Source organism: Campylobacter rectus (assembly GCF_004803795.1).
Classification (GTDB): Bacteria; Campylobacterota; Campylobacteria; order Campylobacterales; family Campylobacteraceae; genus Campylobacter_A; species Campylobacter_A rectus.
The window spans coordinates 618,665-642,460 of record NZ_CP012543.1; the positions used below are offsets into that span (position 1 = coordinate 618,665).

At 46.1% G+C, this 23,796-nt stretch carries 22 protein-coding genes and 1 tRNA gene; 11 read left to right on the plus strand and 12 right to left on the minus strand.

The window, feature by feature from the left end; translation table 11 throughout:
- Positions 1–34 precede the first annotated feature (34 nt).
- Entirely contained in the window at positions 35–898 is an 864-nt protein-coding gene (locus CRECT_RS03040) for a CbrC family protein (RefSeq protein WP_004319274.1), read from the minus strand.
- A gap of 170 nt (positions 899–1,068) precedes the next feature.
- Here CRECT_RS03040 and CRECT_RS03045 point away from each other — a divergent pair, with 170 nt between their 5' ends.
- A complete protein-coding gene (locus CRECT_RS03045) occupies positions 1,069–1,770 on the plus strand; it encodes an IS1595 family transposase (protein ID WP_039888879.1) in 702 nt (233 codons plus the stop codon).
- A gap of 234 nt (positions 1,771–2,004) precedes the next feature.
- Here CRECT_RS03045 and CRECT_RS03050 read toward each other — a convergent pair whose 3' ends face one another.
- Entirely contained in the window at positions 2,005–2,421 is a 417-nt protein-coding gene (locus CRECT_RS03050) for an SseB family protein (RefSeq protein ID WP_002946186.1), read from the minus strand.
- 109 nt (positions 2,422–2,530) lie between these two features.
- On the opposite strand from CRECT_RS03050, the gene CRECT_RS03055 reads away from it, so the two are divergent.
- A tRNA-Ile gene (locus CRECT_RS03055) sits at positions 2,531–2,607 on the plus strand.
- A gap of 25 nt (positions 2,608–2,632) precedes the next feature.
- Here CRECT_RS03055 and CRECT_RS03060 read toward each other — a convergent pair.
- From CRECT_RS03060 to CRECT_RS03075, 4 genes are all read right to left on the minus strand, one after another.
- Positions 2,633–3,322 (minus strand): alpha/beta hydrolase, encoded by a 690-nt coding sequence (locus tag CRECT_RS03060; RefSeq protein WP_002946184.1) that lies wholly within the window; start codon positions 3,320–3,322, stop codon positions 2,633–2,635.
- Positions 3,315–3,788, minus strand: a complete 474-nt coding sequence (locus tag CRECT_RS03065) for a GNAT family N-acetyltransferase (protein ID WP_002946190.1) — start codon at positions 3,786–3,788, stop codon at positions 3,315–3,317. The genes CRECT_RS03060 and CRECT_RS03065 overlap by 8 nt, the downstream gene beginning before the upstream one ends.
- A gap of 5 nt (positions 3,789–3,793) precedes the next feature.
- Positions 3,794–5,281, minus strand: a complete 1,488-nt coding sequence (locus CRECT_RS03070; RefSeq protein WP_002946187.1) for an amino acid adenylation domain-containing protein — start codon at positions 5,279–5,281, stop codon at positions 3,794–3,796.
- Positions 5,282–5,815: 534 nt separating this feature from the next.
- On the minus strand, positions 5,816–7,261 hold the full coding sequence (locus tag CRECT_RS03075; RefSeq protein WP_171992664.1) for a nicotinate phosphoribosyltransferase: 1,446 nt from the start codon (positions 7,259–7,261) through the stop codon (positions 5,816–5,818).
- Positions 7,262–7,514: 253 nt separating this feature from the next.
- Here CRECT_RS03075 and pepE point away from each other — a divergent pair, with 253 nt between their 5' ends.
- Together pepE and dcuC are read left to right on the plus strand one after the other, a co-directional pair.
- Positions 7,515–8,225: a dipeptidase PepE gene (pepE, locus tag CRECT_RS03080; RefSeq protein ID WP_002944452.1), complete on the plus strand. Its 711-nt coding sequence runs from the start codon at positions 7,515–7,517 to the stop codon at positions 8,223–8,225.
- Positions 8,226–8,874: 649 nt separating this feature from the next.
- Positions 8,875–10,182, plus strand: a complete 1,308-nt coding sequence (gene dcuC / locus CRECT_RS03085) for a C4-dicarboxylate transporter DcuC (protein ID WP_002944361.1) — start codon at positions 8,875–8,877, stop codon at positions 10,180–10,182.
- 1,134 nt (positions 10,183–11,316) lie between these two features.
- Here dcuC and CRECT_RS03090 read toward each other — a convergent pair.
- From CRECT_RS03090 to pepT, 3 genes are all read right to left on the minus strand, one after another.
- Complete coding sequence (locus CRECT_RS03090) at positions 11,317–11,478, minus strand: hypothetical protein (protein ID WP_002944423.1); 162 nt, start codon at positions 11,476–11,478, stop codon at positions 11,317–11,319.
- Positions 11,478–11,726, minus strand: a complete 249-nt coding sequence (locus tag CRECT_RS03095; protein WP_050771482.1) for an SEL1-like repeat protein — start codon at positions 11,724–11,726, stop codon at positions 11,478–11,480. Before CRECT_RS03095 ends, CRECT_RS03090 begins: the two co-directional genes overlap by 1 nt.
- Positions 11,727–12,281: 555 nt before the next feature.
- Positions 12,282–13,517, minus strand: a complete 1,236-nt coding sequence (gene pepT / locus CRECT_RS03100; protein WP_002944426.1) for a peptidase T — start codon at positions 13,515–13,517, stop codon at positions 12,282–12,284.
- Positions 13,518–13,653: 136 nt separating this feature from the next.
- Here pepT and CRECT_RS03105 point away from each other — a divergent pair, with 136 nt between their 5' ends.
- Positions 13,654–14,364, plus strand: coding sequence for a DUF6882 domain-containing protein (locus tag CRECT_RS03105; RefSeq protein WP_002944501.1), 711 nt, complete (start codon positions 13,654–13,656; stop codon positions 14,362–14,364).
- Positions 14,365–15,660: 1,296 nt separating this feature from the next.
- Here the strand turns inward: CRECT_RS03105 and CRECT_RS03110 are convergent.
- The 3 genes from CRECT_RS03110 to CRECT_RS03120 form a co-directional block, all read right to left on the minus strand.
- Positions 15,661–17,031, minus strand: coding sequence for a cation:dicarboxylate symporter family transporter (locus tag CRECT_RS03110; protein ID WP_002944454.1), 1,371 nt, complete (start codon positions 17,029–17,031; stop codon positions 15,661–15,663).
- 109 nt (positions 17,032–17,140) lie between these two features.
- Positions 17,141–17,635 carry a peptidylprolyl isomerase gene (locus CRECT_RS03115; RefSeq protein ID WP_039888015.1) on the minus strand — a complete coding sequence of 165 codons (495 nt, stop codon included), beginning with the start codon at positions 17,633–17,635 and terminating at the stop codon, positions 17,141–17,143.
- 179 nt (positions 17,636–17,814) lie between these two features.
- A complete protein-coding gene (locus CRECT_RS03120) occupies positions 17,815–18,522 on the minus strand; it encodes a YebC/PmpR family DNA-binding transcriptional regulator (RefSeq protein WP_002944507.1) in 708 nt (235 codons plus the stop codon).
- 162 nt (positions 18,523–18,684) lie between these two features.
- Between CRECT_RS03120 and CRECT_RS03125 the strand changes: the two genes are divergently transcribed.
- The 6 genes from CRECT_RS03125 (at position 18,685) to CRECT_RS03150 (ending at position 23,793) form a co-directional block, all read left to right on the plus strand.
- Positions 18,685–19,194 carry a GNAT family N-acetyltransferase gene (locus CRECT_RS03125; protein WP_002944400.1) on the plus strand — a complete coding sequence of 170 codons (510 nt, stop codon included), beginning with the start codon at positions 18,685–18,687 and terminating at the stop codon, positions 19,192–19,194.
- On the plus strand, positions 19,191–19,394 hold the full coding sequence (locus CRECT_RS03130; RefSeq protein WP_002944419.1) for a heavy-metal-associated domain-containing protein: 204 nt from the start codon (positions 19,191–19,193) through the stop codon (positions 19,392–19,394). The genes CRECT_RS03125 and CRECT_RS03130 overlap by 4 nt, the downstream gene beginning before the upstream one ends.
- Complete coding sequence (locus tag CRECT_RS03135; RefSeq protein WP_081451654.1) at positions 19,394–21,553, plus strand: heavy metal translocating P-type ATPase; 2,160 nt, start codon at positions 19,394–19,396, stop codon at positions 21,551–21,553. The genes CRECT_RS03130 and CRECT_RS03135 overlap by 1 nt, the downstream gene beginning before the upstream one ends.
- Positions 21,554–21,604: 51 nt before the next feature.
- The gene (locus CRECT_RS03140; RefSeq protein ID WP_002944407.1) at positions 21,605–22,162 is read left to right on the plus strand and encodes a hypothetical protein; all 558 of its coding nucleotides are present in this window, start codon (positions 21,605–21,607) and stop codon (positions 22,160–22,162) included.
- Positions 22,159–22,974, plus strand: coding sequence for a prolipoprotein diacylglyceryl transferase (lgt, locus tag CRECT_RS03145; protein WP_002944380.1), 816 nt, complete (start codon positions 22,159–22,161; stop codon positions 22,972–22,974). The genes CRECT_RS03140 and lgt overlap by 4 nt, the downstream gene beginning before the upstream one ends.
- Positions 22,975–23,079: 105 nt before the next feature.
- Positions 23,080–23,793: a fumarate reductase cytochrome b subunit gene (locus CRECT_RS03150; protein ID WP_002944499.1), complete on the plus strand. Its 714-nt coding sequence runs from the start codon at positions 23,080–23,082 to the stop codon at positions 23,791–23,793.
- The last annotated feature ends 3 nt before the right edge of the window (positions 23,794–23,796 follow it).

A 23,796-nucleotide genomic window follows, 5' to 3' on the forward strand; every position in this document is an offset into this window, starting at 1 on the left:
GGGCGAGTAAAATTTTTCAAATTTAGCCTCAAATTTAGCTCGCATCGACCTGAATTTTATATTTACCGCAGCGGGTGCAGCGAAACAGATAGCCCGCCATATCGCCGCCTGCGACGAGGTAACCCTGCGCATCCTCTACCGCAAATTCGCCGCGCAGGGCGTATTCGGTAAAGACCTCTTCGGCAATACCCATCTCCTGCAGCTCCTTCGTGCCCACGTCGCCTAAAAACTCGCAGTAATCGTCGCAGCAAACAAGCCAACGCTCTCCTTGCCAGCTAAAATACCCGGGCGTCCTTTTAAAAAGCTCCTCGGTTTTGCCCTGAGCGTCCGCAGCGCCCGGCGGCAGAGGATCTGCGTCCTGGATGAAGCCGGCGTCAAATTTCGCCGCAGCCGCACCGCTAGCGATGCAGTGCGGGCAAAGGTAGTTCACGTCCGCCACGCAGTAAATGCTACCGCAATAATACGCGTCCGTCGCTTGCCCGCAGCACTCGCAAATCACGCTTACATCGTCTTTAAACACGCCCGTTTTAAAGGGATTCGGGTGGTAGCGAAAATGAGGCAGGTCTTTTGATTTTTCGTTCGCACGCGTCGCTTTGCTTGCGGTTTTAGGGCGCTTTATCGCGTCCGCGTCACCGTTTTCCGCATACTGCTTCAGATAGCCGAGCTTTTTGAGCTGCTTTCTGTCTTTCGGACCGCAAATTTTGCCGAGTAGCTCGCAGGCACTCTTTTTAAGCCCTAGTAGCTCGTAAGCGTCCACCAGCACGGCTTTTGCCTCTTTTTCGCCGCATTTTTCGAGCTCGTCTTTGAACTCATACAGCGCCGCAACGCTCGCCGCTCCGCCGTCAGAATCCCAAAATGCCTTTTGAAGCGCGATATATTTTTCTCTAAATTTATCCATTTTTTCTCTTAAATTCGCCGTTTGGCGTAAATTTTATCTCTCAACGAAGCCGCACCGACTCGTGCGGTAAATTTTAAAATTTGCGGTTACGAGCAGCGTCATCGTCAAATTTACGTCGTAATAAAATTTGGCTCAAGATAAGTTAAAAACTTTCAAAGGAGTTTTTAACTATGATCCTGTCGATGAAAAATAAGTATATAGTCCGTTTCCGAATTTCAGAGAAGAAATTTAGAGAAATTCTCAAGTATTTTACAGAGGATATAGAGGCTACTAAAATAGCAAATTTAACCGGGATTTCTAGAATTTCCATCAACAAAATTCTAAAAAATATCAGAATTTTAATGGCTAGCGAGTGTGAAAAAATTAGCAAGTTTAGCGGTGAGATAGAGATTGACGAAAGCTACTTCGGATCTAAAAGAGTAAGAGGTAAGAGAGGTAGAGGAGCAGCAAATAAAACTCCAGTGTTCGGTATGCTTAAAAGAGACGGCAAAGTTTATACTCAAATAGTCAAAAACTGCTCTGCTAGTGAGTTAATACCTATATTATCGCAATATAGCGAGCTTGATAGCTCTACTATATATTCTGATTGCTGGAAGGCTTATGATGGATTAGTGGATTACGGAGCCAAAGCTCATTATAGAGTAAAACATTCAAAGAATGAATTTGCTAACGGTAAAAATCATATAAACGGTATAGAAAACTTCTGGGGATATGCTAAACACAGATTATCTAAATTTAAAGGCATTAAGAAAGAGAATTTCTTGCTTCATTTAAAGGAATGCGAATTTAGATATAATAACAGTAAAGATACAAAAACTTTCTATCATATTTTACTAAAGATGATAAGAGAAAATCCGCTTAACTTATCTTGAGCCTAAAATTTAAAGCCGTTTAAAAAGTCAAATTTGCTCGGTAACGCACGGGCGATCAAAATTTACTCGACCAAAAATGCGCCGAAAAATCAAAAACGGCAAATTTGGGCTCAAATTTTAAATTTTACCGAGCCGAGCTTGCGGTTTTGGTCATTTAAGCACGTCCGTTCGTTTGCGCCAAATAACCCTTAGCTGCGCCTCGCGCTCAAAGCCGATGCTAAATCGAGCCAAATTTCACTCCGCGCACATCGCTTTGAGCTTTGCCAAATCCAAAATCAAACTATGCGAAAATGCGTCTATCACGACGCCTGCGTATTTGCCTTCGGCGCTATCTAGCATCGCGGCATAGTCCTTTAGGCGCAAGTTTATCGCCTCCTGCTCGGCGTCGTTTCGCCACTTCATCATCTCGGCTCTGCTTGAAAAAGCCGGGAAATAGCTAAGTCCGCTCTCCTCGTCTTCTAGCAGGACGAATTTGATATTTGAGCCCTCTTCTTCATAGACTGCGCCGCCGCCGGGCTTTGCGAGAACTTGATTTATGAGCACCGGCGCCAAAAACTCGGCCTTTTTTAGCGCTGCGATTAGCGCCTTTTCGCTCTGCTTGCTGCTGTCTAACAAAAACGCATCTATGAAATCGTTTAAATTTTCGTTCATCTCTCGCCTTGGATTAAATTTGGCGTATTATACATTTTTGCGTTTTTAAATCAAATTTAGCATTAAATAAGCTTTGCATTGCTATAATCACAGCCTTACTTCAACTAGTGGGTTCATAGCTCAGTTGGTTAGAGCATCCGGCTCATAACCGGATGGTCCCAGGTTCGAGTCCTGGTGAACCCACCATTGTTTTATCTTTTATAAAATCTACTTAAATGGTCTTGTTCGGTTCGATCGCCCAAGCGATGCCCTTAGCTAAGCGGTGTAAAGCGTCTTGAAAATGATTGCCGCTATTTAGCTCAAATGTGCATTTTATCCCGCGTTTTTCATAAATTTTATAAAGCTCCCTCGTGTTGTTTTCCGTTTCTTGCAGGTATTCGTTTTTGCTTTTGCTCTCAAGATCTCCTAGCGACAAATATATCGCCTCGGGCTTTTTTAAAAATTCGCTATGCGAGACGAAGGAAACGAAACCCGGATACCACGTCGAGCCTGAAGCCGAAACTAATTTATTAAATTTATCGGTAACGTAAGGCGCGTATAAGGCGAAAAGTCCCGCCATCGAATACCCCGCTAAGATGCGGTTTTTAGGCTCTGATGCGGTTTTGGTTCGCGGCAATATATACTCGGCTAAAAATTTAGCGTATTCGCCGGCCTCGCCCGTAAATCTGTCGTCTTTGGACACTATGGGAGCGCTAGGCCAGGGCGAGAGCTCCTCGTCCCACCTTATGCCGCAAACGCTGATTAATGAAAAAGGCTTTTTAATGAGCTTTTTGCATTCGGATAGGAGTTTTTCCGCCGAGTCGATATACGAGCTTACATAAACGATATCGGCGTTTTTGTCGCCGCAATCGTAAAAAGATATTTGTTTGCCGTTTGTGTCAAATTTGATAAATTTATCCATCTTTTCTCTTTAAAATCATATATTCGCCCATATCTTCAAAGCCGAGTTTTAAGTATAACGGTTTTGCCAAAGATGAGGTTTCGAGGTAAATTTTACCCGCCTTGCGCATTTTTGCTTGCGATATCAGCTCTTTTACTACGGCCGCGGCGACTCCTTGTCCGCGGTGGGAGCTTTTTGTATATACATTCATCAAATAAGCGCATTTGCCGTTTGGGTTATCGGGCGAGGGCATTTCGTTATACAGACAAACGTCGCCGCAACCGACGGTATTTTGCCCTATTTGCGCAAATAACGCGATGTGAGAGCCGTTTGCGAGAGAGCTTTCGTAATATTTTTTATTTGCTAAAAACAGCTCTTGCAAATTTTCGGCATTTTGAGGCTCAAATACGTGCTCTAGCGTCTCCATCCTCCATTTCATCAGCTCGTCGATGTCTGAAATTTTAGCTTGTATTATTTTTATTTTCATATTTTTTACTCTTCCCTCGCATCTAAATTTCCCTCTTTTAAAACGACGGGCAGAGCCTTGGCGTCTATTTTGCCGTTTTGATTTACTTTTATGTCGTTCATAGCGATAAAAAACTCGGGTATCATATAGCCCGGTAAAAATCTCTCCATCTCTTTTTTAAGCGTAGATAAAGTCGTATGCGGCTCTTTAAAGACGACGTAGGCCACCAGATACGATAAATTTTTCTCATCGACGTAGGCTTTTACGACGGCTTTTTTGATCTGCGAGCAGCGGCATAAAACGTTTTCCACTTCGGTAGTTTCTACGCGTTTGCCAAATATCATCACTTGCGTGTCTTTTCTGCGCAAAAAGGCTAAATTTCCGTCAGGCAAGACATATCCCAGATCGCCGCTTCTATATATAACCGAGCCGTCCGCGCGCCTAATAAAAGCCCTGTTTTCAGCCTTTCTATCGCCCACGTATCCTGCTGATACCCCTTCTCCGCTTATGCAAATTTCGCCCGTTTCGCCTTCTTTTACGGGCTGCATTTTTTTGTTTAATATCTCTATGCGCGTGCCTAAAATCGCCTTTCCGATAGGAAAAGTGCCGTCTTTTAGCGCAGGCGCGTCGTTACAGCGGTAGTAGGAGGCGCATACGGTGGTCTCCGAGGGGCCGTAGGTGTTATAGACGTCTATTTTATTTAGCAGTTTATCCACGTATTTAGCGCGCAAAACGTCGCCTCCGCTGATTAGCAGCCTTAGGCATTTTGGGATTTTAGCCAGCCCGTTTATCTCCAGCAAAAGATACGGGAAGCCGCTTATTATCGTTACGTTGTTTTTTCGGACGAATTTCATCAAAGCGCCGATATCCGATTTGGTTTGATTTGAAGGGATCGCCAGTGCCGCGCCGTTTAAGAGCGAGGCGAAAACCTCCTCTACGAAGATGTCAAACGAACAGACCGAATGCTGAAGCATCGTGTCCGCTTCGTTTATGTTAAATTCGCTCTTAAACGCTCTTGCGTAAGCGCAGACGTTTTTGTTCGTAACGGCGATACCTTTGGGTAAATTTGTCGAACCGGACGTGTATAAGACGTAGGCGACGTCGTCCGGGGCGGCTTCGCATTCGTCGTTTGTGCCGAGCATCGCTACGTCATCGTTGATCTCGATAAGATTAAATTTATCTACCTTTTGACTGTGTCTGGCATCCGCGAGTACGGCGTCCGCGCCCGCGTCTTTCATCATAAATTCTATCCTCTCCTCGGGGAAAAACGGCTCGACGGGAATATATGAGCAGCCTCTTTTAAGTACGGCCAGTATGGCTCCTATCATCTGCACCCCGTGTTCCATTACGATGCCTATTCTTTTTGCTCCATACGGGATTTTCGCCGCGATGCTTTCGGCAAGAGCTGCCAACTCCTTTGCGCTTAAGGAGCGTCTTTCGTCAAAAACGGCTAGCGCGTTAGGAGCTTTTAAAACCCTATCTTTAAAAACGGAGTAAATAGTATCTTGGCTCACTTTCGTCTCCTAAATTTATCTTTGCGGCTAGATCAAATTTAACCCTTTCATCGAATGCGCCGCATTAATTATGATAAAGATTATCTCTTGTTGTAGCTTTAAATTTATTTAATCGGCGCTTTAAATCGGTTTTTTACGTAAATTTTTTGCGGATCGGCGGCGTAAATTTGACGCTTTAAGCGAGTATTTAGCGGCATAAAAACACGCTTTTAGCGGTTATACGGCTTTAAATTCGCGCCGCGAAACAAATAACGAGCGTTTTGAGCGTCAAATTTAAAAAAGATAAATTTAATTACCGGGCAAACGGCTCGCCGTTAAATTTTATTTTTGTCCAATGACGCGCTCGGTCGCCAAGCTTAGGTTGCGTCAAATCGGTCTACTAAGTGGGTAAAATTTGAAGTAGTGTCAAATTTATCGGTAACGGCTTGCCAAATTTACGATCAAACAAAGCGGCTCGCCGTCAATTTAAATCGCATAAATTTTGCTCGTCCGCCAAACGCCCAACCCGATTCGCTTCCAATTTGGCTCGCCGTTTTATCTATTTTTCGTATCGCGCAAAAGCCCCATCTTCATCTCGTAGTAGTCCACGCTCATATCGACGTAGTGTTTGTGCGGGTTTTCAAAGCGCTGCTCCTCCTGCCAAATTTCATTTTCGAGCTGCTCTTTTACGTAGTCTCTGATTTGCGCTAAATTTACTTTCTCGCTCACGCGTTTGCCGTCTTTTACGACTAGATTTTGTAGCTGCCGCGCCGTGCAGCCCTCAAAATACATCTCCTTCCACGGCTTTTGGGGATCTATATAGCGGTACGGTTTGGATAGATCGGGCGTTTCGTCCGCGTTTGCGATGAGGTCGGCTATGGCTTGACCGTTTTGGTAGATGCGCCAGACCTTTTTTATGCCGGGATTGGTCATCTTTTCTACGGCTTCAGATAGCTTGATACGGGGGCTAAATTTGCCGCCGTTTTCGACTGCCACTAGCTTATAAACCCCGCTAAAAATCGGATTGCTCTTAGAGGTTATCAGACGCTCGCCCACACCAAAGCCGTCTATTTGGCCGCCTTGAGCCAGGATCGAGGCGATGGTGTATTCATCCAGGCTGTTTGAGACTGTGATCTTGCAGTCTTGTAGCCCGGCGGCATCCAGCATCGCGCGCGTTTTTTTAGATAGATACGCTAGGTCGCCGGAGTCTAGCCTGACCGCTTTTAGGCGCTTACCTAGCGGCTCTAGCACCTCTTTTGCCGTTTTTATTGCGTTTGGCACGCCGCTATGCAGCACGTCGTAGGTATCTACGAGTAGCGAAGCGGAGTCCGGATAGAGCAGGGCGTAGCGTTTAAAGGCTTCAAATTCGTCGCCGAAATACATCACCCAGCTGTGCGCCATCGTGCCGGTCGTCGGTATGCCGAAGGCCTTAGCCGCCAGCACCGTCGCCGTGCCGTCCGCGCCGCCGATGTAGGCCGCTCTCGCGCCGTAGATCGCGGCATCCAGGTTGTGAGCGCGCCTAGCGCCGAAGTCAAACACGCTCCTGCCGTCCGCGGCCTTTACGATGCGCCTAGCCTTGGTCGCGATGAGGCTTTGGTGGTTTATCTGCGATAGGATCGCGGACTCTATGAGCTGCGCGTCGATAGGCGAGGCTACGACCGTCATAAAAGGCTCTTGCGGATAGATGATCGTACCCTCGGCAAAGGCGTATATATCGCCTCTAAAGCGAAATTTGCGCAGATAATCCAAAAAATCCTCGCTAAATAAATTTAACGAGCGCAGATACTCTACATCGCTCTCGTCAAAGTGTAAATTTTCTACATATTCTATGATCTGCTCAAGCCCCACAAATATCGCAAAACCGCCGCCGTCGGGCACCTTGCGGTAAAAAACGTCAAACGCCACGCGCGGCTGATTCCCGCTTTTAAAATACCCCTCCGCCATCGTAAGCTCGTAAAGATCCATCACCATGCTGACATTTCTCGCGTCAAACTGCGTCATTTTTTGCCCTTTCTCGTTAAAATTTGATAATGATATAACCCCGCGGCTTGCGAGACGCTGAAATTTCGACATAAAATTTTAAACAAATATATTATTTTAGCTCATAATATTATCACTTTTTATCGGTTTTTAAGCTCTATTAGCATATAGTTTTAAAGTTTTTATTTAAAAAAAATTTTTATATTATTTTTATATTTTAAATTACATTATTTGAGTTTCGAGAAAATAAAATTTGTAAATTTAGGAGGATTTTATGAAACAAGCCTTGCTTTTAAGCAGCTCAAGCTACAAGGATACCGGCTATCTTAGGCATTGTAAAAACTGGGTGTACGAGTTTTTAAAAGAGTGCGGAGTTTGGGACGAGCAGGTACTTTTTATCCCATACGCCGGAGTTCGCCGCACGAACGACGGGTACGAGCAAAAGGTCATCGACTGTCTAGAATACAAAAATATCGCATCCATCCATAAATTTAGCGATCCAAAGCGCGCAGTAGCCGAGGCTAAAGCCGTCTGCATCGGCGGCGGAAACACCTTTGCGCTGCTTTACTATCTTTATAAATTTGATTTAGTTGAAGCGATTAAGCAAAGAGTGGAGGCGGGTGTGCCGTATTTTGGTTGGAGCGCGGGCGCAAATGTTGCCGGAAGCACGATGATGACGACAAACGATATGCCTATCATCATGCCAAAAAGCTTTGACGCGTTAAATATCTTCCCGCATCAGATAAATCCGCATTTTATCAGCGGCAAGATCGCCGGACACAACGGCGAAAGCAGGGAGGAGAGGCTGGAGGAGTTTTTGATAGTAAATCAAAAAAGCCTGATCTACGCGCTGCCTGAAGGTACGGCTCTAAGGATAAAGGGCGAAAATGCAACCGTGATGGGTATGGAAAACAGCCCCGTCTTAAAAATGGCGTATCAAAAAGAAACCGAGCTTATCAAGGTCGGCGAGAGCTTTAAGTTTTAATTGCTTTTCGGCTCCGTTTTACGACTAAAATTTAACAAAATTCGGCTTAAATTTTAAGTTTAGGGATTAAATTTTAGTCTTAACGAGGGAGCCAAAAGATAGTAAGTTAAGCTTAAAAATTTTTAGTAAAAACGTTCTTTAAAATAATCGTCGCGATTTAGCGAAATTCGACGAAATTTTGTTTGGATTTCATCCAAATCGCACCCAAAAATTTGCGACAAACAAAACGGTAAGGTAAGTCTGAAATTTACAAAAAGGCTAAAATTTCGAATTTAGAGCGCGATCTTGCTGAAAAAATCATAAAAATCGCAAGACGAATTTGCCTTAAATTTTAAATTTAATGCCAAAAACGCCAAAGCGAGATTCGGTCTGAAGCGTTAAATTTTAGGTTGATTTTAAACGCCAAAGCTAAAATTTATTTGGAGCGGCGGCTAAAACCCGCGTAAATTTAAAGCTTTGCCGACGTTTTTTGCGAAATTTGACTCGGGATAATGAGGCGGATAAAGATAAATATGATCTAAATCGACGACGAATTTAAAAATAAATAAAACAGTTTAATTTCACTCGAATTGGGTGCCTAAAAAGCTAAAAAGCGCAAAATTTAAGTGAAATTTAAAAACAAATATAAAACAAAACGAAAGGGGACAAAATGGCTACTGCTAAGCTAATCTGTGCGGTCATAGGCTTGATCGCCGTCGTGTTTTTATTGGTCAAAAAGGGGGAGACCAAAACCGTTCTCATCGGCGTGGGGCTCGTGCTGTGCGTCATCTGCCTAAACCCGCTCGGAGCGCTTGAGAGCTTTACGAAGTCGATGACCTCGGCCGGCCTTATCAAGGCTATTTGCGCCAGCATGGGTTTTGCCTACGTTATGAAGGTGACTAAGTGCGACCAGCACCTGGTTTTGTTGCTCACAAAACCGATGAAAAATATCGGATTTTTCCTTATTCCCGCTACATTCGTGCTTACTTATTTTATCAACATCGCGATACCGTCGGCCGCGGGCTGCTCGGCTGCGGTCGGGGCTACGATGATACCGCTTTTGATGGCTTCGGGCATCCGTCCTGCTATGGCGGGAGCGGCGGTGTTTGCGGGTACGTTTGGCGGGGTGCTTAGCCCCGGCTCCGCGCATAATATCTTCGTGACCGATATGGTCAAAAAGAGCAACGAAGCCTTCACCGTCCAAGACGTCATCGGCGTGCAGTTTCCAAATGCCGTCGCCGCAGGTATCATCGTTTTGATCGTGCTTAGCATTATAGCGATCATCTTTAAAGATTATCAAAAAGGGCAGGATTTCTCTATAAAATCAAGTAACAGCGCAGGTGAAGCAACGCAGATAAAGGTAAATTTACTTTTCGCTATCGCTCCGCTCATCCCGCTGGTTATCCTCGTTATCGGCGGCACCGGGCTAAATAAAATCTCCTGGCTGGCCTGGACGAAAATGGGCGTTGCCGAGGCTATGATCCTTGGCGCTATCATCGCCGTTTTTATCACTTGGACGAGCCCGGAAAAGATCACTAAAGAGTTTTTTAACGGTATGGGCAGCGCCTACGCCGAGGTTATGGGTATCATCATCGCGGCGGGCGTTTTCGTCGCGGGTCTAAAAGCGTGCGGAGCGATCGACGCGGTCACCGAGTGGTTAAAACACTCTCAAGAGTTCGTGCGCTACGGCGGTACTTTCGTGCCGTACGTTATGGGCACCGTCACCGGCTCGGGCGACGCGGCTACGATGGCGTTTAACCAGGCCATTACCGTTCATGCGTCCGAACTTGGTTTCGAGCAAAGCAAGCTAGGTATGGCGGCTGCGATTTCAGGCGCGCTAGGACGCTCATCATCTCCTATCGCGGGCGCTGCGATCGTGTGCGCGGGTTTAGCGATGGTTAGTCCGGTCGAGATAGCTAAGCGAACGGCTCCGGCGATGGCAATAGCCGTGTGCGTGATAGCGTTTTTTATGCTCTAAATTTACGGAGCTAAATTTGATAAAGTCGGCGCCTTGCCGACTTTTTATTTTTGGGCTACGCTTGCCGATTTGCTTTGCGATATGAGGCATAAACTGCCGGGATCGTTTGGTTTGTGCGGTTTTTATGTAAATTTAAGCCGTTTTTAACCGCACGGTTTTTCGCGACTTTGCAAATATTTCTCGGGTTTAATTTTAGACGGTTTTTGTTTTGCGATTTAAATTCGGCTCAATTAAACTTAATCGGATTTTTAGCTGCGACTTGCGTTGCTACTTACAAGACCTCTTATCAATTTTAGCACAATATGATAGAGCTCTTTTATACAAACACCACTTCGTGAGCGCTTCGCTTGTTTTTGCATCTTTACTGTTATTGTATCTAAACCCTACTTCGCTACGCTCGTTACTTTTCAAGAACATAGTTTTTATCGTAACTTGATACGCCTTTGTGTGAGATTAAGTCAAAGAGAGTCTAAATTTTTATAGCGGAGCCAAATTTCGACGGCATAAATTTACGCGCGAATTATTTTAAAATTTGCGGATTAAATTTGATAAGGGCGGCAAATTTGACGCAATCCATACGGCAAATTTTTAAAAACAAGCGAATTATTTTAAAATTTGCGGATTAAATTTGATAAGGGCGGCAAATTTGACGCAATCCATACGGCAAATTTTTAAAAACAAGTTAAATTTAAAACCTCGCTCTTGGCCGATTTTTCTTGCCGATTTTGCGGCGATCAAACTGCTGCCGAATTTAAAACCGGCCCGCTTAACTTTTCATATGTGCCCCATTATGCCGAAATTTTCGCATCGCAAAATTTTCAGGTTATTCTTTGACTGCCTTTATTTACGTAAAGCGAGCTTAAATTTGAACGAAATTTGTCGGCAGCAAGGCGGCGAATTCGGGCGTCGCCGCAAAAATCTAAAAGCCAAAACAGACAAGAAATTTATCCTCGGCAATCGCCTTTTAATTTACCGCGTTAAATTTTGCCGCACCGAGCTCAGCGCCTTCTTGCGATAAACTCTTCGTAGCGGTCGTAGGTTGGCTCGAGCTTCATATCGCACGCTATTTTTCGGCCGCATTTTATCCTCTTTGACGCTTTGTTCTTGCGCGTATAGATTTAGCATCCGCCGCCGTTACCCGCACCGCACGCTTTGGCGTAAATTCGCAGGCTTTTGCGTAGTCTTGCTTGGCGCCGCGTCCGTTCGCGTAGGCAAAGCCTGGATTTTGGCAGCCCGCCTCATCACCCGCATCGCAGGCTTTGGCGTAAAGCCGGGCGGCTTTTTGCGGTTCTGCACTACGCCGTTTTCGGTGTCGTATAAAAGCCCAAATTTGAGCAGCCCGCAGCTACCGATTTGCAAGCCTTTGAGTAGAGCTCGGCCGCCTTTTGATAGTCCCGCGCGGCTCCTTCCCTGGTGCTATCGTACAAGACGCCAAGCTCGTAGCAGCTTGCGCCTCCGCCTTTGTCGCATTCCATTTGCGGCGCGTTTATATCGGCGTCGGCTAGTAAAACCTCAGCCGCGATTAGCGTAAATATCGTTTTCATTAAATTTGCCTTATTTGAAATTTATTTCTTATTTTTACGCAAAGCGAGCGTAAATTTGAGCGGTTTCGTCAAATTTGCGAGTCAAATCGCTTACGAGAGAAGGGCTAAATTTGATGCGGATTTTAAGTAGCGTCATCAAGAGTCGGGTCTCGGGACATAAGATAAAAGGCGGCTAGAAGCTTCAGCGCGAGCGGAAATTTTGCAAGTTCGACCCTTTGGTTTGGTTTAAGCGTGCAAAATTTGGTCTTTTTTCTTACGCGGCCTGCCGAGGCTAAAAGTAATCTTAAATTTTTTCAAATTCGACGTAAAATTTAAGCCCGTAAAGATAGTCGCAAAAGGGGAGGTCGGTTTGCCTAGCAAGATAAATTTGCCGCCGCGATAACCCCTTTAGGCTCGCCGCGGAACACAAAACGCTACGACTCTAAATTTTAAGCGCCGGGCCTTTTAGCGGGCAAGTAGATGAAACGCCGCCGCAAGTCCAAGCAAACCGAATAAAATTATCGCGGCTGTAACTTGCAAATTTGAGAGCGAATTCGCCCTCAAATTTGATCCGGTTTATTTCTCTGCTATGATTTTTACGATCTCGCAGACGACGTTGCTGGCCGCGCGTAGCGATTTTACCGGCAGGTACTCGTAGATGGAGTGAAAGTTGTGCGCGCCGGTAAAGAGATTCGGACACGGTACGCCCTTTTCCGAGATGACCGCGCCGTCGTAGCCGCCTCGCATCGGGATGACTTTGGGTTCTATGTTTAGGCGAGCGTAGGCCTGCTTTGCCGCGACGACGGGCAGGCTGTTTTCGCCGCCCTCGAGGTAGTTAAATACGTTTTTGTAGCGGTCTTTTAGGCTGATTTGAATTCTGTGCGCGCCGTAAATTTTAGCAAACGAGTCGGAAAGATCCTGTAAAAACGCCATGCGCTGCGCGTATTTTGCCTCGTTAAATTCACGAACGTCGAGCTTTAGCACGGTCTTTGCGCTGTTGCCAGATAGCTCCTTCACCCAGTAGTAGCCCTCGACGCCGTCGGTGTATTCGGGTGCTTCGCCGCCCGGTAGCATTGAGATAAATTTGTGCGCGAGTAGCAATGAATTTACGAGCTTGCCCTTGGCGTTCATCGGGTGCGCGGACTGCCCGATGAAGGTCACGACCGCGTCGCCGGCATTCCAGTTTTGATAAATCAGCTCGCCTATGCCGCAACAATCAAGACAGTAGGCAAAGTCGGCCTTGATCTCTGAGATATCAAGCGCCTTGGCCCCGCGCAGGCCTTGCTCCTCGTCGGGCAAAAAGCCAAACGTCACGTCGCCGTGCTCTATTTGCGGGTTTTGTATGAAAAACTGCGCGGCATTTACGATGGCGGCGATCGCTGCCTTGTCATCCGCGCCTAGCAAGCTGGTGCCGTCCGTTACGATGAGATCGTCTCCGACGTAGTTAGCAAGCTCGGGAAATTCGCTAAGTTTGAGCGTTATGCCTAGCTCTTTGTTTAGCGTGACGTCGCCGCCTTCGTAGCGCACGATTTGCGCTTTCGTGTCGTTTTTTTGCTCCGCGCTCGTATCAAGGTGCGCAAAAAATGCCACGGAGGGCAGCTTTTTAGCGGAATTTGACGGTAAAACGGCCGTAGTTATGGTGTTTTCTCGCCTTTTTATATTTTGCAGGCCGAGCTCCTTTAACTCGCTTTCTATCAGCTTTGCCAGATCGTGCTCGGTAGGGTTTGAAGGCATGATGCCCGCCGCGCCCGCTTCGCGGTTCGTCGTAGTGTTGATCTTCGTGTAGCGCAAAAATCTCTCGACTATGTCCATGTTCGCTCCTAAATTTGAGATAAAATTTATGAAATTATACTATCTTTTAATTAAGCTTAAAATAAAAGTTTAATATTTTTTAGAAAGTTTAAAATTTAAACGGTATAATTCTCAAACTAAATTTAAAGGAGCAAAAATGCGAAATTTACGCTACGTAAGCGATTTTTCAGACTTTCATCAGGTGTTTTCGGCGACGCTGGGCAAGATGGCGATCGTGCAAAACAGATTTGCGGATATCGTCGGCAACCTCGACTGGAACGTGGATTTTGAGCGATGCGAGATAGCTTTCGGCGATCAAATTTATAAGATCCGGTTTATCGGCAGCGAGTCAAACGTGAGCGGCACGTGGCTGTGGGGACACGCGAACGTAAATAACTTCGGCGAGGAGGCGACGCGGTTTTCGGCGGAGGTGTTGCGCGCAGGGCTGGAGTGGGGCTTGCAGGCTTTTAGCGAACCGAGCTTTGAGCTAGATGAAACCTTTAACGGACATACGCTATCTATCGCCGCGTGCGGAGCGGTGGGCGAAAATTTATGCTACTACGGTTGCAGGCACGATAACGGCTGCGCATTTGTGGCGATCACCGATGCGCCGACCTCTCTTTTTGAGTCTCTTGGCGCGCACGAGTTTGTTAAAATCGCAAGCGGCTGCATACAAAATCACGACGTCGATCATAAAATTTTCATCAAAAGCTTTTTGGAATTTAACGGAGTCAAATTTGATGAAAAGATCGAAAAGGGCGGATTTTTTAAGAAAGGCAAAGACGAGATCGTAGCTAAATTCGAAAAAGAGCTTTTGATCAAATTTGACGATAAGGGCAGGATAGCCGGGTTTAAATACGAATTTTAGTTTTGATCGGTCAATCGGCGTGGCGATTTTATCGTATGACTTTGGCTTGTTTGGCGGCGCGGCTTGGTTTTTGTGCGAATTTGCGAGTTTAAATTTTGTTTTTTGCGTTTTTAAATTTGAAAATCCGATAAGCGTAAAGATCCAGGCTTTGATGATGCGTCCGCCGAGCTTGGCGCGTAAAATTCGCGTTTTGACGGCGCTTACGGCAACCGGCTTTTGACGCCTTGACGGCTTTTGCGGCACGGAGGCTTGATTTACCGATTTTACGTATCAGCAACCGGCACGGTTCGTTAAATTTATTATGGTTTTATGCAGTCGAATTTAAGATTTCGGCTGTGAGTAAAATTTGCGGCGCTTTTAAAATCTACGACACAGGCCAAGCGGACGAATTCGGTAAATTTAGATCGCGACTCGCCCGCTCAAAATCGCAAGTTGCAGTCTTAAAACCGCGAAAGATTGCGGCAAATATGCGAGCGGACTTATTAAATTCAGCTTTTGCGCGCGGCTTGATTTACGCGTCGCTTGCGTTTTTGCGCACCGAATTTGCCGTATAATGGGATAAAAATCATATTTTTGTAAGATTCGTGCGTCAAATTTAACGCTTAAGGACCCGGTCGAGCCGTAAAATTCGCTAAAAAGCGCAAATTTGACTCGTAAATTTTAAACAAGCACCGTATCCGCAAACGGCTCGCCCGTCGTAAATTTAACGTCCTTACTTATTCGTCGCAGCCTGGCGCAAACCCGTATCGCGGGTTTTGTAGGAGTAGTTTGCGGCTGTTTTTTATCTTGATCTCGTATTTGCTTTCTTCGTATGAAACGATTATTAAAGCGGCCGATTTTTTGCGCCTTTGTTGCAGGCCTTAAAGTATAGCTTTTGCGTCTTTTTTGTATAAACTCCCAAGATTTGAGTAGCCAAAGCCGTTTTCGGAGCTGCATACCTTTAGGTATGATTTTTTGGCTGTTTTGATATTTTCCGCACTTTCGTGTATGGTTCCCGGATTTAAGCAGCCGACCGCGTTTTCATATCGCAGGCCTTAAGATACGGCTCGGCGGCTTGTTTTTACGCCTTTGGCGTAATGATACGCGTATCCCGGGTCTGTGCGGTTTGCGGCATTGTCGCTTTGGCAGTCTTTTGCGGCATGATTACGTTTGCTTGCCACTAAGATCGCCGCGTCTATGAGCGCAAAAGCCGCTTTTTTAATTACTCCGATGTAAATTTATTTGATTTTTGCGAATGATCAGGCGACGAATTTGCTAAACTCGCCGCCCTTGTAGTTAAATTTTACGTATATAAATTTACGAATGAAAATGAAACTCGTCCGGGTGATCAAGCGCATAGCGGAATTTCTCCATATCCACTTTTTTATCCCAGATCGAGATGACTAGGCAGCCTACGGCGTTGCCGCAGAGGTTTCCGACCGCGCGCATCTCGGACATAAATTTATCCACGCCAAGCAGCACCGCAACGGTGACTACCGGGATACCGGCGCTTGGAAGCGCGGCCAAAGTACCCGCAAGTATGATAAATCCCGAGCCCGTGACGCCCACCGCGCCCTTGCTCGTTACCATCAAAATGATAAGGATTTGTATCAGATGCTCTATGCTTAACGGGATACCGAAAGCTTGGGCTAGGAAGATGACGCTAAGCGAGAGGTAGATATTTGTGCAGTCAAGGTTAAATGAATATCCCGTCGGTATGATGAGCCCGACTGCGCCCCTGTGGATGCCTGCGGCTTCGAGCTTTTGCATAAGCGGGGCTAGCGCGGTCTCCGAGGAGCTCGTCGCAAATACGACCAAAACCTCTTTTGCGATGAAGCGCATAAATTTAAAGATATTGACCTTAGCAAAATAACAAATCGTGCCCAAAACCACAAAAATAAAAAATAAGCTCGCAAACGCCATAATGAAAAGCAGCTCAAGCATACCTAAAAGCGAGTTGATGCCGAATTTACCGATCAAAAACGCCATCGCGGAAAATGCCGCGACGGGGCTAAATAGCATCAAAATCGTAAGCAGCTTTAGCACCCAGTGTTGAACGATTTCAAGCGGTTTTAGGATTTTCTTTTTATGATCGTGCTTTAAAAACGAAATCGCGACGGCCGTCACGATCGCCATAAATAGCACCTGAAGCGTGTTTGATTTGATAAACGGATCAAGCAGATGCACATAAGGGAAAATGCCGTCAACCGGTACCGCGCCGCGCAAAATATGAAGCGTATGCGCTAAAACTCCACTATTTGCGTCTATATTTGAGGCTTGGCTCGTAAATTTTTCTACGCTAGAGGCGTCAAGCTGCGTGTAGTCAAGGTGCATATCGTGGCCGGGCTTTAGCGTCTCGCCAAAGATTATGCCCACGGCAAGCGCCAAGGTGCTAACGACTTCGAAATAAATAAAGCCCTTAAGTCCGATGGTGCCCAGATCTTTCATACTCTCAAGTCCGATGATACCCGAGACTATCGTGAGAAAGATAATCGGTCCGATGAGCGCCTTTAAGGCTTTGATAAAGTAGTCGATACCGGGCTTGCTAGCAATGCCGAGATTTGGAAAGAGCATGCCTACGGCGACGCCTGCGACGATGCCCAAAACCACCCAAAACGCGAGGCTGGTAAGCATTCTAACGAGAAAAGGTTTTTGCGGTTTTACCGCGTTTGAAACGCTTGGATTCAAGAAACATCCTTTAAAATTTATTAAAAAGCGATTTTAACAAAAAATATTAGAGAAAAGAGTAAAACTACGGCGGCCCTCGTCAAATTTCAAGCCGCCGCGCAGGCTTTGCTTACAGACTCTCTAAAATTTCGACCGAGTTTATCTTGTCGCCTTGCCTGACGCTATCTAGCGTCTTTAAGCTCTGCTCGTCCGTGATCTGTCCAAACACCGTATGCACGCCGTCAAGGTGCGGTTGCGCGCTGTGACAGACGAAAAACTGGCTACCGCCCGTATCGCGACCCGCGTGCGCCATAGATAGCGCTCCGCGTTTGTGCTTGTGCTTTTGACCTACGCACTCGCATTTTATGCGCCAGCCGGGACCTCCGGTGCCCGTGCCGTCCGGGCAGCCGCCCTGGATCACGAAATTGGGGATCACGCGGTGGAAATTTAGCCCGTCGTAAAAGCCGCTTTTGGCTAGTCTGGCGAAATTGATCACCGTTTGCGGAGCTTCGTCGCCGTAGAGCTCAAGCTTCATATCGCCTTTTTCGGTGCGGATAACGGCAAATTTGAGCTTGGCAAGCTCGGCCTCGTCGATGTCGTAGATTTTTAGTTCGTCGTTTTTCATTTTATTCCTTAAATTTATATTTTGCGCTTTTTCGGTATCGCGCCGTGCGGCGAATTTCTTTAAATTTAGCCTAAATTTCACGGGTTCGCACCTCTTAAAAACGAGTGCGAATCAAATTTAAGCCAAATAGCCGCGCCGCTAAATTTGACTCGCGCAAGAGAGCATACGGGCTGCCGAATCTATTCTATATTTGTATAAACCGCTTGCACGTCGTCGTCGTCTTCGAGCTTATCGAGTAGCTTTTCTACCTCGCTCATTTGCTCTTCGTTTAGGCTCACGGGCGAATTTGCGATGTATTGCAGGCTGGCTTTTTTAGCCTCTAGACCCAGTTTTTCGATACCTTCGCTTAGCGTGCCGAAGCTCGCGTAATCTCCGTAGATATAAAGCACGCCGTCTTCTTCCTCGATCTCGGTTAGACCGAAGTCGATGAGCTCTAGCTCGATCTCGTCAAGCTCCTTTGCGGGCATCTCAAGCTCGAAAACGCTCTTTCTGGCGAACATAAAATTTAAGCTTCCGCTAGGCAAAATTTCGCCGCCGTTTTTGCTAAATATCGCCTTGACGTTTGCGACCGTGCGAGTCGGGTTGTCGGTAGCGCACTCGACGATGATCTGCACGCCGTGAGCGCCCTTGCCGTCGTAAAAGATAGTCTTGATATCCGCGCTATCCTTGCCGCTGGCGCGTTTTATCGCCGCGTCAATGTTATCTTTTGGCATATTTTGCGCCTTGGCCGCTGCTATCGCGGCGCGAAGCTTCGGGTTCATATCGGGCTCTGTGCCGCCCTCTTTAGCCGCCACGGTTATGGCTTTGGCGAGTTTTGGAAAAACCTTGCTCATCTTGTCCCAGCGCGCTTCCTTCGCGGCGCGCCTATATTCAAACGCTCGTCCCATTTTGTTCCTTTAAAATTTTTTCGCAATTATATCTAAAAAAATTTTGCATTTTTTTTAAAAACGCGAGGTTTTGAGCGTATTAGCAAAAAATTTAGCTTTAAGTCCTATAATCCGCGTATGATTTTAAATGCCCGAAAAGACGATGCAACGCGTTGTATAGAGTTGTTAAATTTAGCTATGGAGGACATCGCTTTTACGCTTAGCGGCGTGAGCGACCCCGTTAAGAGCGATGAAATTTTGCATAAATTTTTTAGAAGCGAGATAAACCGCCTCAGCTACAACAATGTTTTTGTTTTCAAATTTGACGGCGAGATCGCGGGTGCGATTTGCGCTTACGACGGAGGCGAGACCCGGATGCTGGATGAGCCCATCAGGTCGCATTTGCAAACGCTCGGTTTAAGCGAATTTCCGCAGACGGAGTGCTTTGCGGACGAGCTATATATCGATAGTCTTGCCGTGGACGAGAGATTTCGCGGACGAGGCATCGCAAAAGAGCTGATCAAATTTATCTTTACTCTAGCCTCCAAGCGAAATATCAAGAAAGTAGCCCTCATCGTCGATGAAAAAAAGCCTAAAACAATGGCTTTTTACGAGCGTTTGGGCTTTGAGACCGACTGCGAAATGATCATAAATTCTCACAAATACTACCATATGATAAAGGAGATAAAATGACTAAATTTAAGGTTGCTAATATCCACTGCGAAAACTGTGCAAATACCATAAAAAACGCTCTTGAGGGTGATTACGGCGAGATAAAGGTAGATCTTGGCGTAGAACCAAGGGTCGTGAGCGTAAATTTAGACGGTAAAGACGAGGCGAAATTTAAAGAGGAGCTGGATGATTTGGGCTTTAGCGTCATAGAGAAAATTTGATGCAAAATATCAAACTAAACATCGCCGGTATGACCTGCGTAAACTGCTCAAACGCCATCGAGCGCGTAACCAAAAAGATCGCGGGCGTGCTCGATGCCAAGGTCAGCTTCGCAAACGGCTCGGGCGAATTTATTGTCGAAAACGCCGAAGTGCAAGCCGCGATAGAAGAAAAAATAAAAAAGCTAGGCTACGGCGTAGCAAAGGATTTGGCGGAATTTGAAGCCAAGCGCGAGAAACATATTTTAAATTTACGCCGAAATTTCCTAGCCGCCGCCGCTATTAGCGCGGTTATTATGGCGCTTGAGATGAGCGAGCAGCCAAGCACCGCAAAATCAGCCATCATGCTAGCGCTTGCCTTTATCGCGATAACTACGTGCGGACGGGGCTTTTTCATCCATGCTTACGGCGCGCTGAAAAATAAAAATTTCGATATGAATGTACTCGTAGCGCTGGGCACTAGCACGGCGTTTGCGTATTCGCTGGGCGTTTTTGTCGCGGGCGAGCGCCTGCCTGAAAATATGCGCTACCTCTACGTCTCCGGCGCGGCGATGATAACGGCTTTCGTGCTGCTGGGTAAATTTTTAGAAGAGCGCTCAAAAGCCCGCGCTGGCGATTATATAAAATCGCTTATGGATATGTCGCCAAAGACCGCCCTCGTGCTACAAAAAGACGGCAGCGCGCTGGAAGTGGATGCCGCAAGCCTAAAAATAGGCGATATCACGGTCGTAAAGAGCGGCTACGCGGTGCCTTGCGACGGGGTTGTGATAAACGGCGGCGCAGAGATCGACGCCTCGATGCTAACGGGCGAGAGCCTGCCCGTCTATAAAAAACAAGGCGACGAGGTCAATGCCGGAACGATAAATTTAAACGGCTACATCAACGTAAAGGTTACTAAACTCGCTAATCAAACGCTTTTGTCGCAAATTTTAGAGCTCTTAAGCGACGCGTCGAGCAAAAAGATGCCCATCAGCCGCTTTGCCGACCGCGTGGCAAATATCTTCGTGCCTAGCGTGATAGCTATCGCCGTCGTTACGTTTTGCGCGTGGTTTGCGCTTACGGGAAATGCGCTACAAGGCGTGCTAAGCGCGGTTTGCGTGCTCATTATCTCGTGTCCTTGCGCGCTGGGGCTCGCTACCCCGATAGCTATCGTCTCCTCGCTATCTCTGGGCGCTAAAAACGGAATCCTGATCAAAAATCCCGAAGTCTTGGAGGTTCTTGGCAGCGTGAAATACGCGGTATTTGATAAAACCGGAACGCTAACCAAGGGCGAAATTTCGGTAAATTTTACCGATATAAACGATGAAAATTTAGCCAAAATCGCCGCGCTAGAGGCCAAAAGCTCACATCCGATATCGGCCGCGATCGTTAGATACGCAAACGAGCTCGGGCTAAAAATTTTAGGCGATGAAAAGGGCTTTGAAAATATCGCCGGACGCGGCGTAAAGAGCGAGGACGATAGCGTGATAGCGGGCAACGAGGCCTTTTTAAGCGAGCTTGGCGTAGAGATAAGCGCGCAGGCTAAAGAGCAAATCGCCAAAGCGCAAAACGAAGGAAATGGCGTAGTGCTAGCGGCCGTGGATAAAATTTACGTAGGATTTATAGCGCTTAGCGACACGGTAAAAGAGGACGCCGCGCAGGCTATGCAAAGCCTAAAAGAGGCCGGCGTAACGCCCGTAATGCTAACCGGAGATAACGCCTTCACCGCTAAAAACGTGGCGGGTAAGCTAGGCGTAGAGAAGGTCTTTGCCGATATGTTGCCTAATGAAAAATTTGAAACCATAAAACGCCTGCAAGAAGAGGGCGGAGTGCTGTTTGTCGGCGACGGTATCAACGACGCCGCACCGCTAAAACAAGCAAATGCCGGCATCGCGATGAGTAGCGGCGCGGACATCGCAAAAGAGGCCGGCGACGTAGTGCTGGTAAAAAACGACCTAAAAAGCGCGGTAGCTACGATAAATTTGGCCAAAGAGACGATGAAAACGATAAGGCAAAATTTGTTTTGGGCGTTTGTTTATAACGCCGTTTGTATCCCCGTCGCTGCGGGAGTTTTGGCGCCGTTAGGACTCATGCTCACGCCCGTTTACGGGGCTGCGGCGATGTGCTTTAGCTCGGTCACGGTCGTGTTAAATTCGATCAGATTACGATTTAAGCAAATCTAAAATTTAGCCTAAATTTTGTAAAATTGTACAAAAATTAAAATAAGGAAAATGATGAATTTGGGTAAATTTTATGCCGTGATCGCAAGGATATTTGCGCTAAATTTCGCTCTGCCGCCGAGTGCGAAGCTTTTTAGCGAGCTAAATAAAAATCCGAAATGGATAATAACAAACGATAGCGAAGCAAACGCCAAAGGGCGCGCGCTATATGAGGAGTCGATAAAAGGCGAAAGCATCGAAGAGATCGCAAAGGACTTCGCAAATTTGAAAAAATATTTTAACGCGGAGTTCTTTTTCGAGGGCGATAAGGCGCAGCTCGAGGGCTTTTATAAAAAATGCAAATTTAGCCCGAATTTAAATGTCAGCGCGCTTGATAGCGTAACAAATGAGCTTTCATTTTTCTCCTCCGTCGTCGAGCTAAAACAAGACGAACAGACGAAGGAAATTTTGGGCGTTTTGCTAAGCTCGTATCTGCTGCCCTACGCTAAAAGGCTGGCCCCCGTCCTGCAAAACGAAGCGAAAAGTAAATTTTACCGCGCGATGGGGTATCTTTTCGAGGATTTTGCGAGCGGCATCGAAAATACGCTAAAAGTCAAAGTCGTGCCTAGATGAGTTGGTGGAACGATTTTTATCTAAATTTCGACCCCGTCGCGTTTGAGCTATTTGGCATAAAAGTGCACTGGTACGGGATAATGTACGTCCTAGCGCTACTCGTGGCGCTCGGCATGGCTAAATTTATCGTCAAGCGCGATAATATGCAAATTTCAAATTCGCTGCTTGATAATTATTTCTTTTGGGTGGAAATCGGCGTGATACTGGGCGCGAGGCTCGGCTATATCGTTATTTACGATCCAAATACGAGCTACTATCTCGCGTATCCTTGGCAGATTTTTAATCCCTTTCATAACGGCGAATTCGTCGGTATTCGCGGTATGAGCTATCACGGCGCGGTGGTCGGGTTTTTGATAGCGACGTGGGCCTTTTGCCGTAAATTTAAGCAAAATTTGTGGCGGCTTTTGGACCTCGTCGCGCTTAGCATTCCGCTTGGATATTTTTTCGGTCGTATAGGAAATTTTTTAAACCAAGAGTTGTTCGGTCGTATCACGGACGTCTCATGGGCGATCAACGTCGCGGGACAGATGCGTCATCCGTCGCAAATTTACGAAGCCGTTTTAGAGGGGCTAGTAGTTTTTGTCATTATTTTTGTTTATAGAAAATTTAAAAAATTTGACGGCGAGCTCATCGCGCTTTACGCCATACTTTATACTTTTGCTAGATTTATTTGCGAATTTTTCCGCGAGCCCGACACGGGAATAGGCTTTGTCTTTTTAAATTTTTCTATGGGGCAAATTTTATCCTTTGCTATGTTTTTATTTGGGATTTGTGTTTATATTATATTAAGTAAAAAATATGTAAAAATTTAAAATGTTTTTAAAGTATTTTACGATATTATTAAGCTGTATTTTTAATAGCATAATTTAATTTTTTTTTAAGTTATGATAATTCATTTCAAATTTATAGGAGGGCTCATGAGTGGGCTAATCGAGGGCTTCTTGGGTAGGCAAGCGGATACGAAAAAAAGTCGTACCCCTGCCGTTTGGGACAGATGGCAAAGTATAACGGGACTGATTCTTGCCTGTTTTATTTTGTGTCATATGGTATTTACCTCTACCATTTTGTTCGGTAAGGGCGCATTTAACGCCGTTGTGGGTTTTGCCGAGGCTAAATTTTTATTTGGCGAGGCTACATGGTGGATAACAAACGCTATCGCGGCCGTGATATTTGCGATATTTATCACTCACGCGTTTTTGGCGATGAGAAAATTTCCTGCAAACTACAGACAATACATTATGTTTAGAGGCCACAAAGACCGCATGAAGCATCTTGATACTACGCTTTGGTGGTTTCAGTTCTTGACCGGTTTCGCACTATTTTTTGCTGCTAGCGCGCACTTGGTGGATATAATATTTGGCGGACATGTCACTGCGGATAAATCTATCATGGCTTTTCATCGCTTAGAGATTTTCTACTTTGCGCTGCTTGTATTTATGGTTGTTCATGCGGGCGTCGGGATGTATCGCCTATACGTAAAATGGGTGAGCATCGACGGCGTGAATAAAGAGGAGATGCTGGCGAAAAGAAATAAAGCCAAAACGATTATATTCGCTGTTTTCGGAGTGCTTGCGATTATCGCGCTAATCTCTGATTTCGTGTGGATCAGCTACGAAGTCGCAGGTCACTAGGAT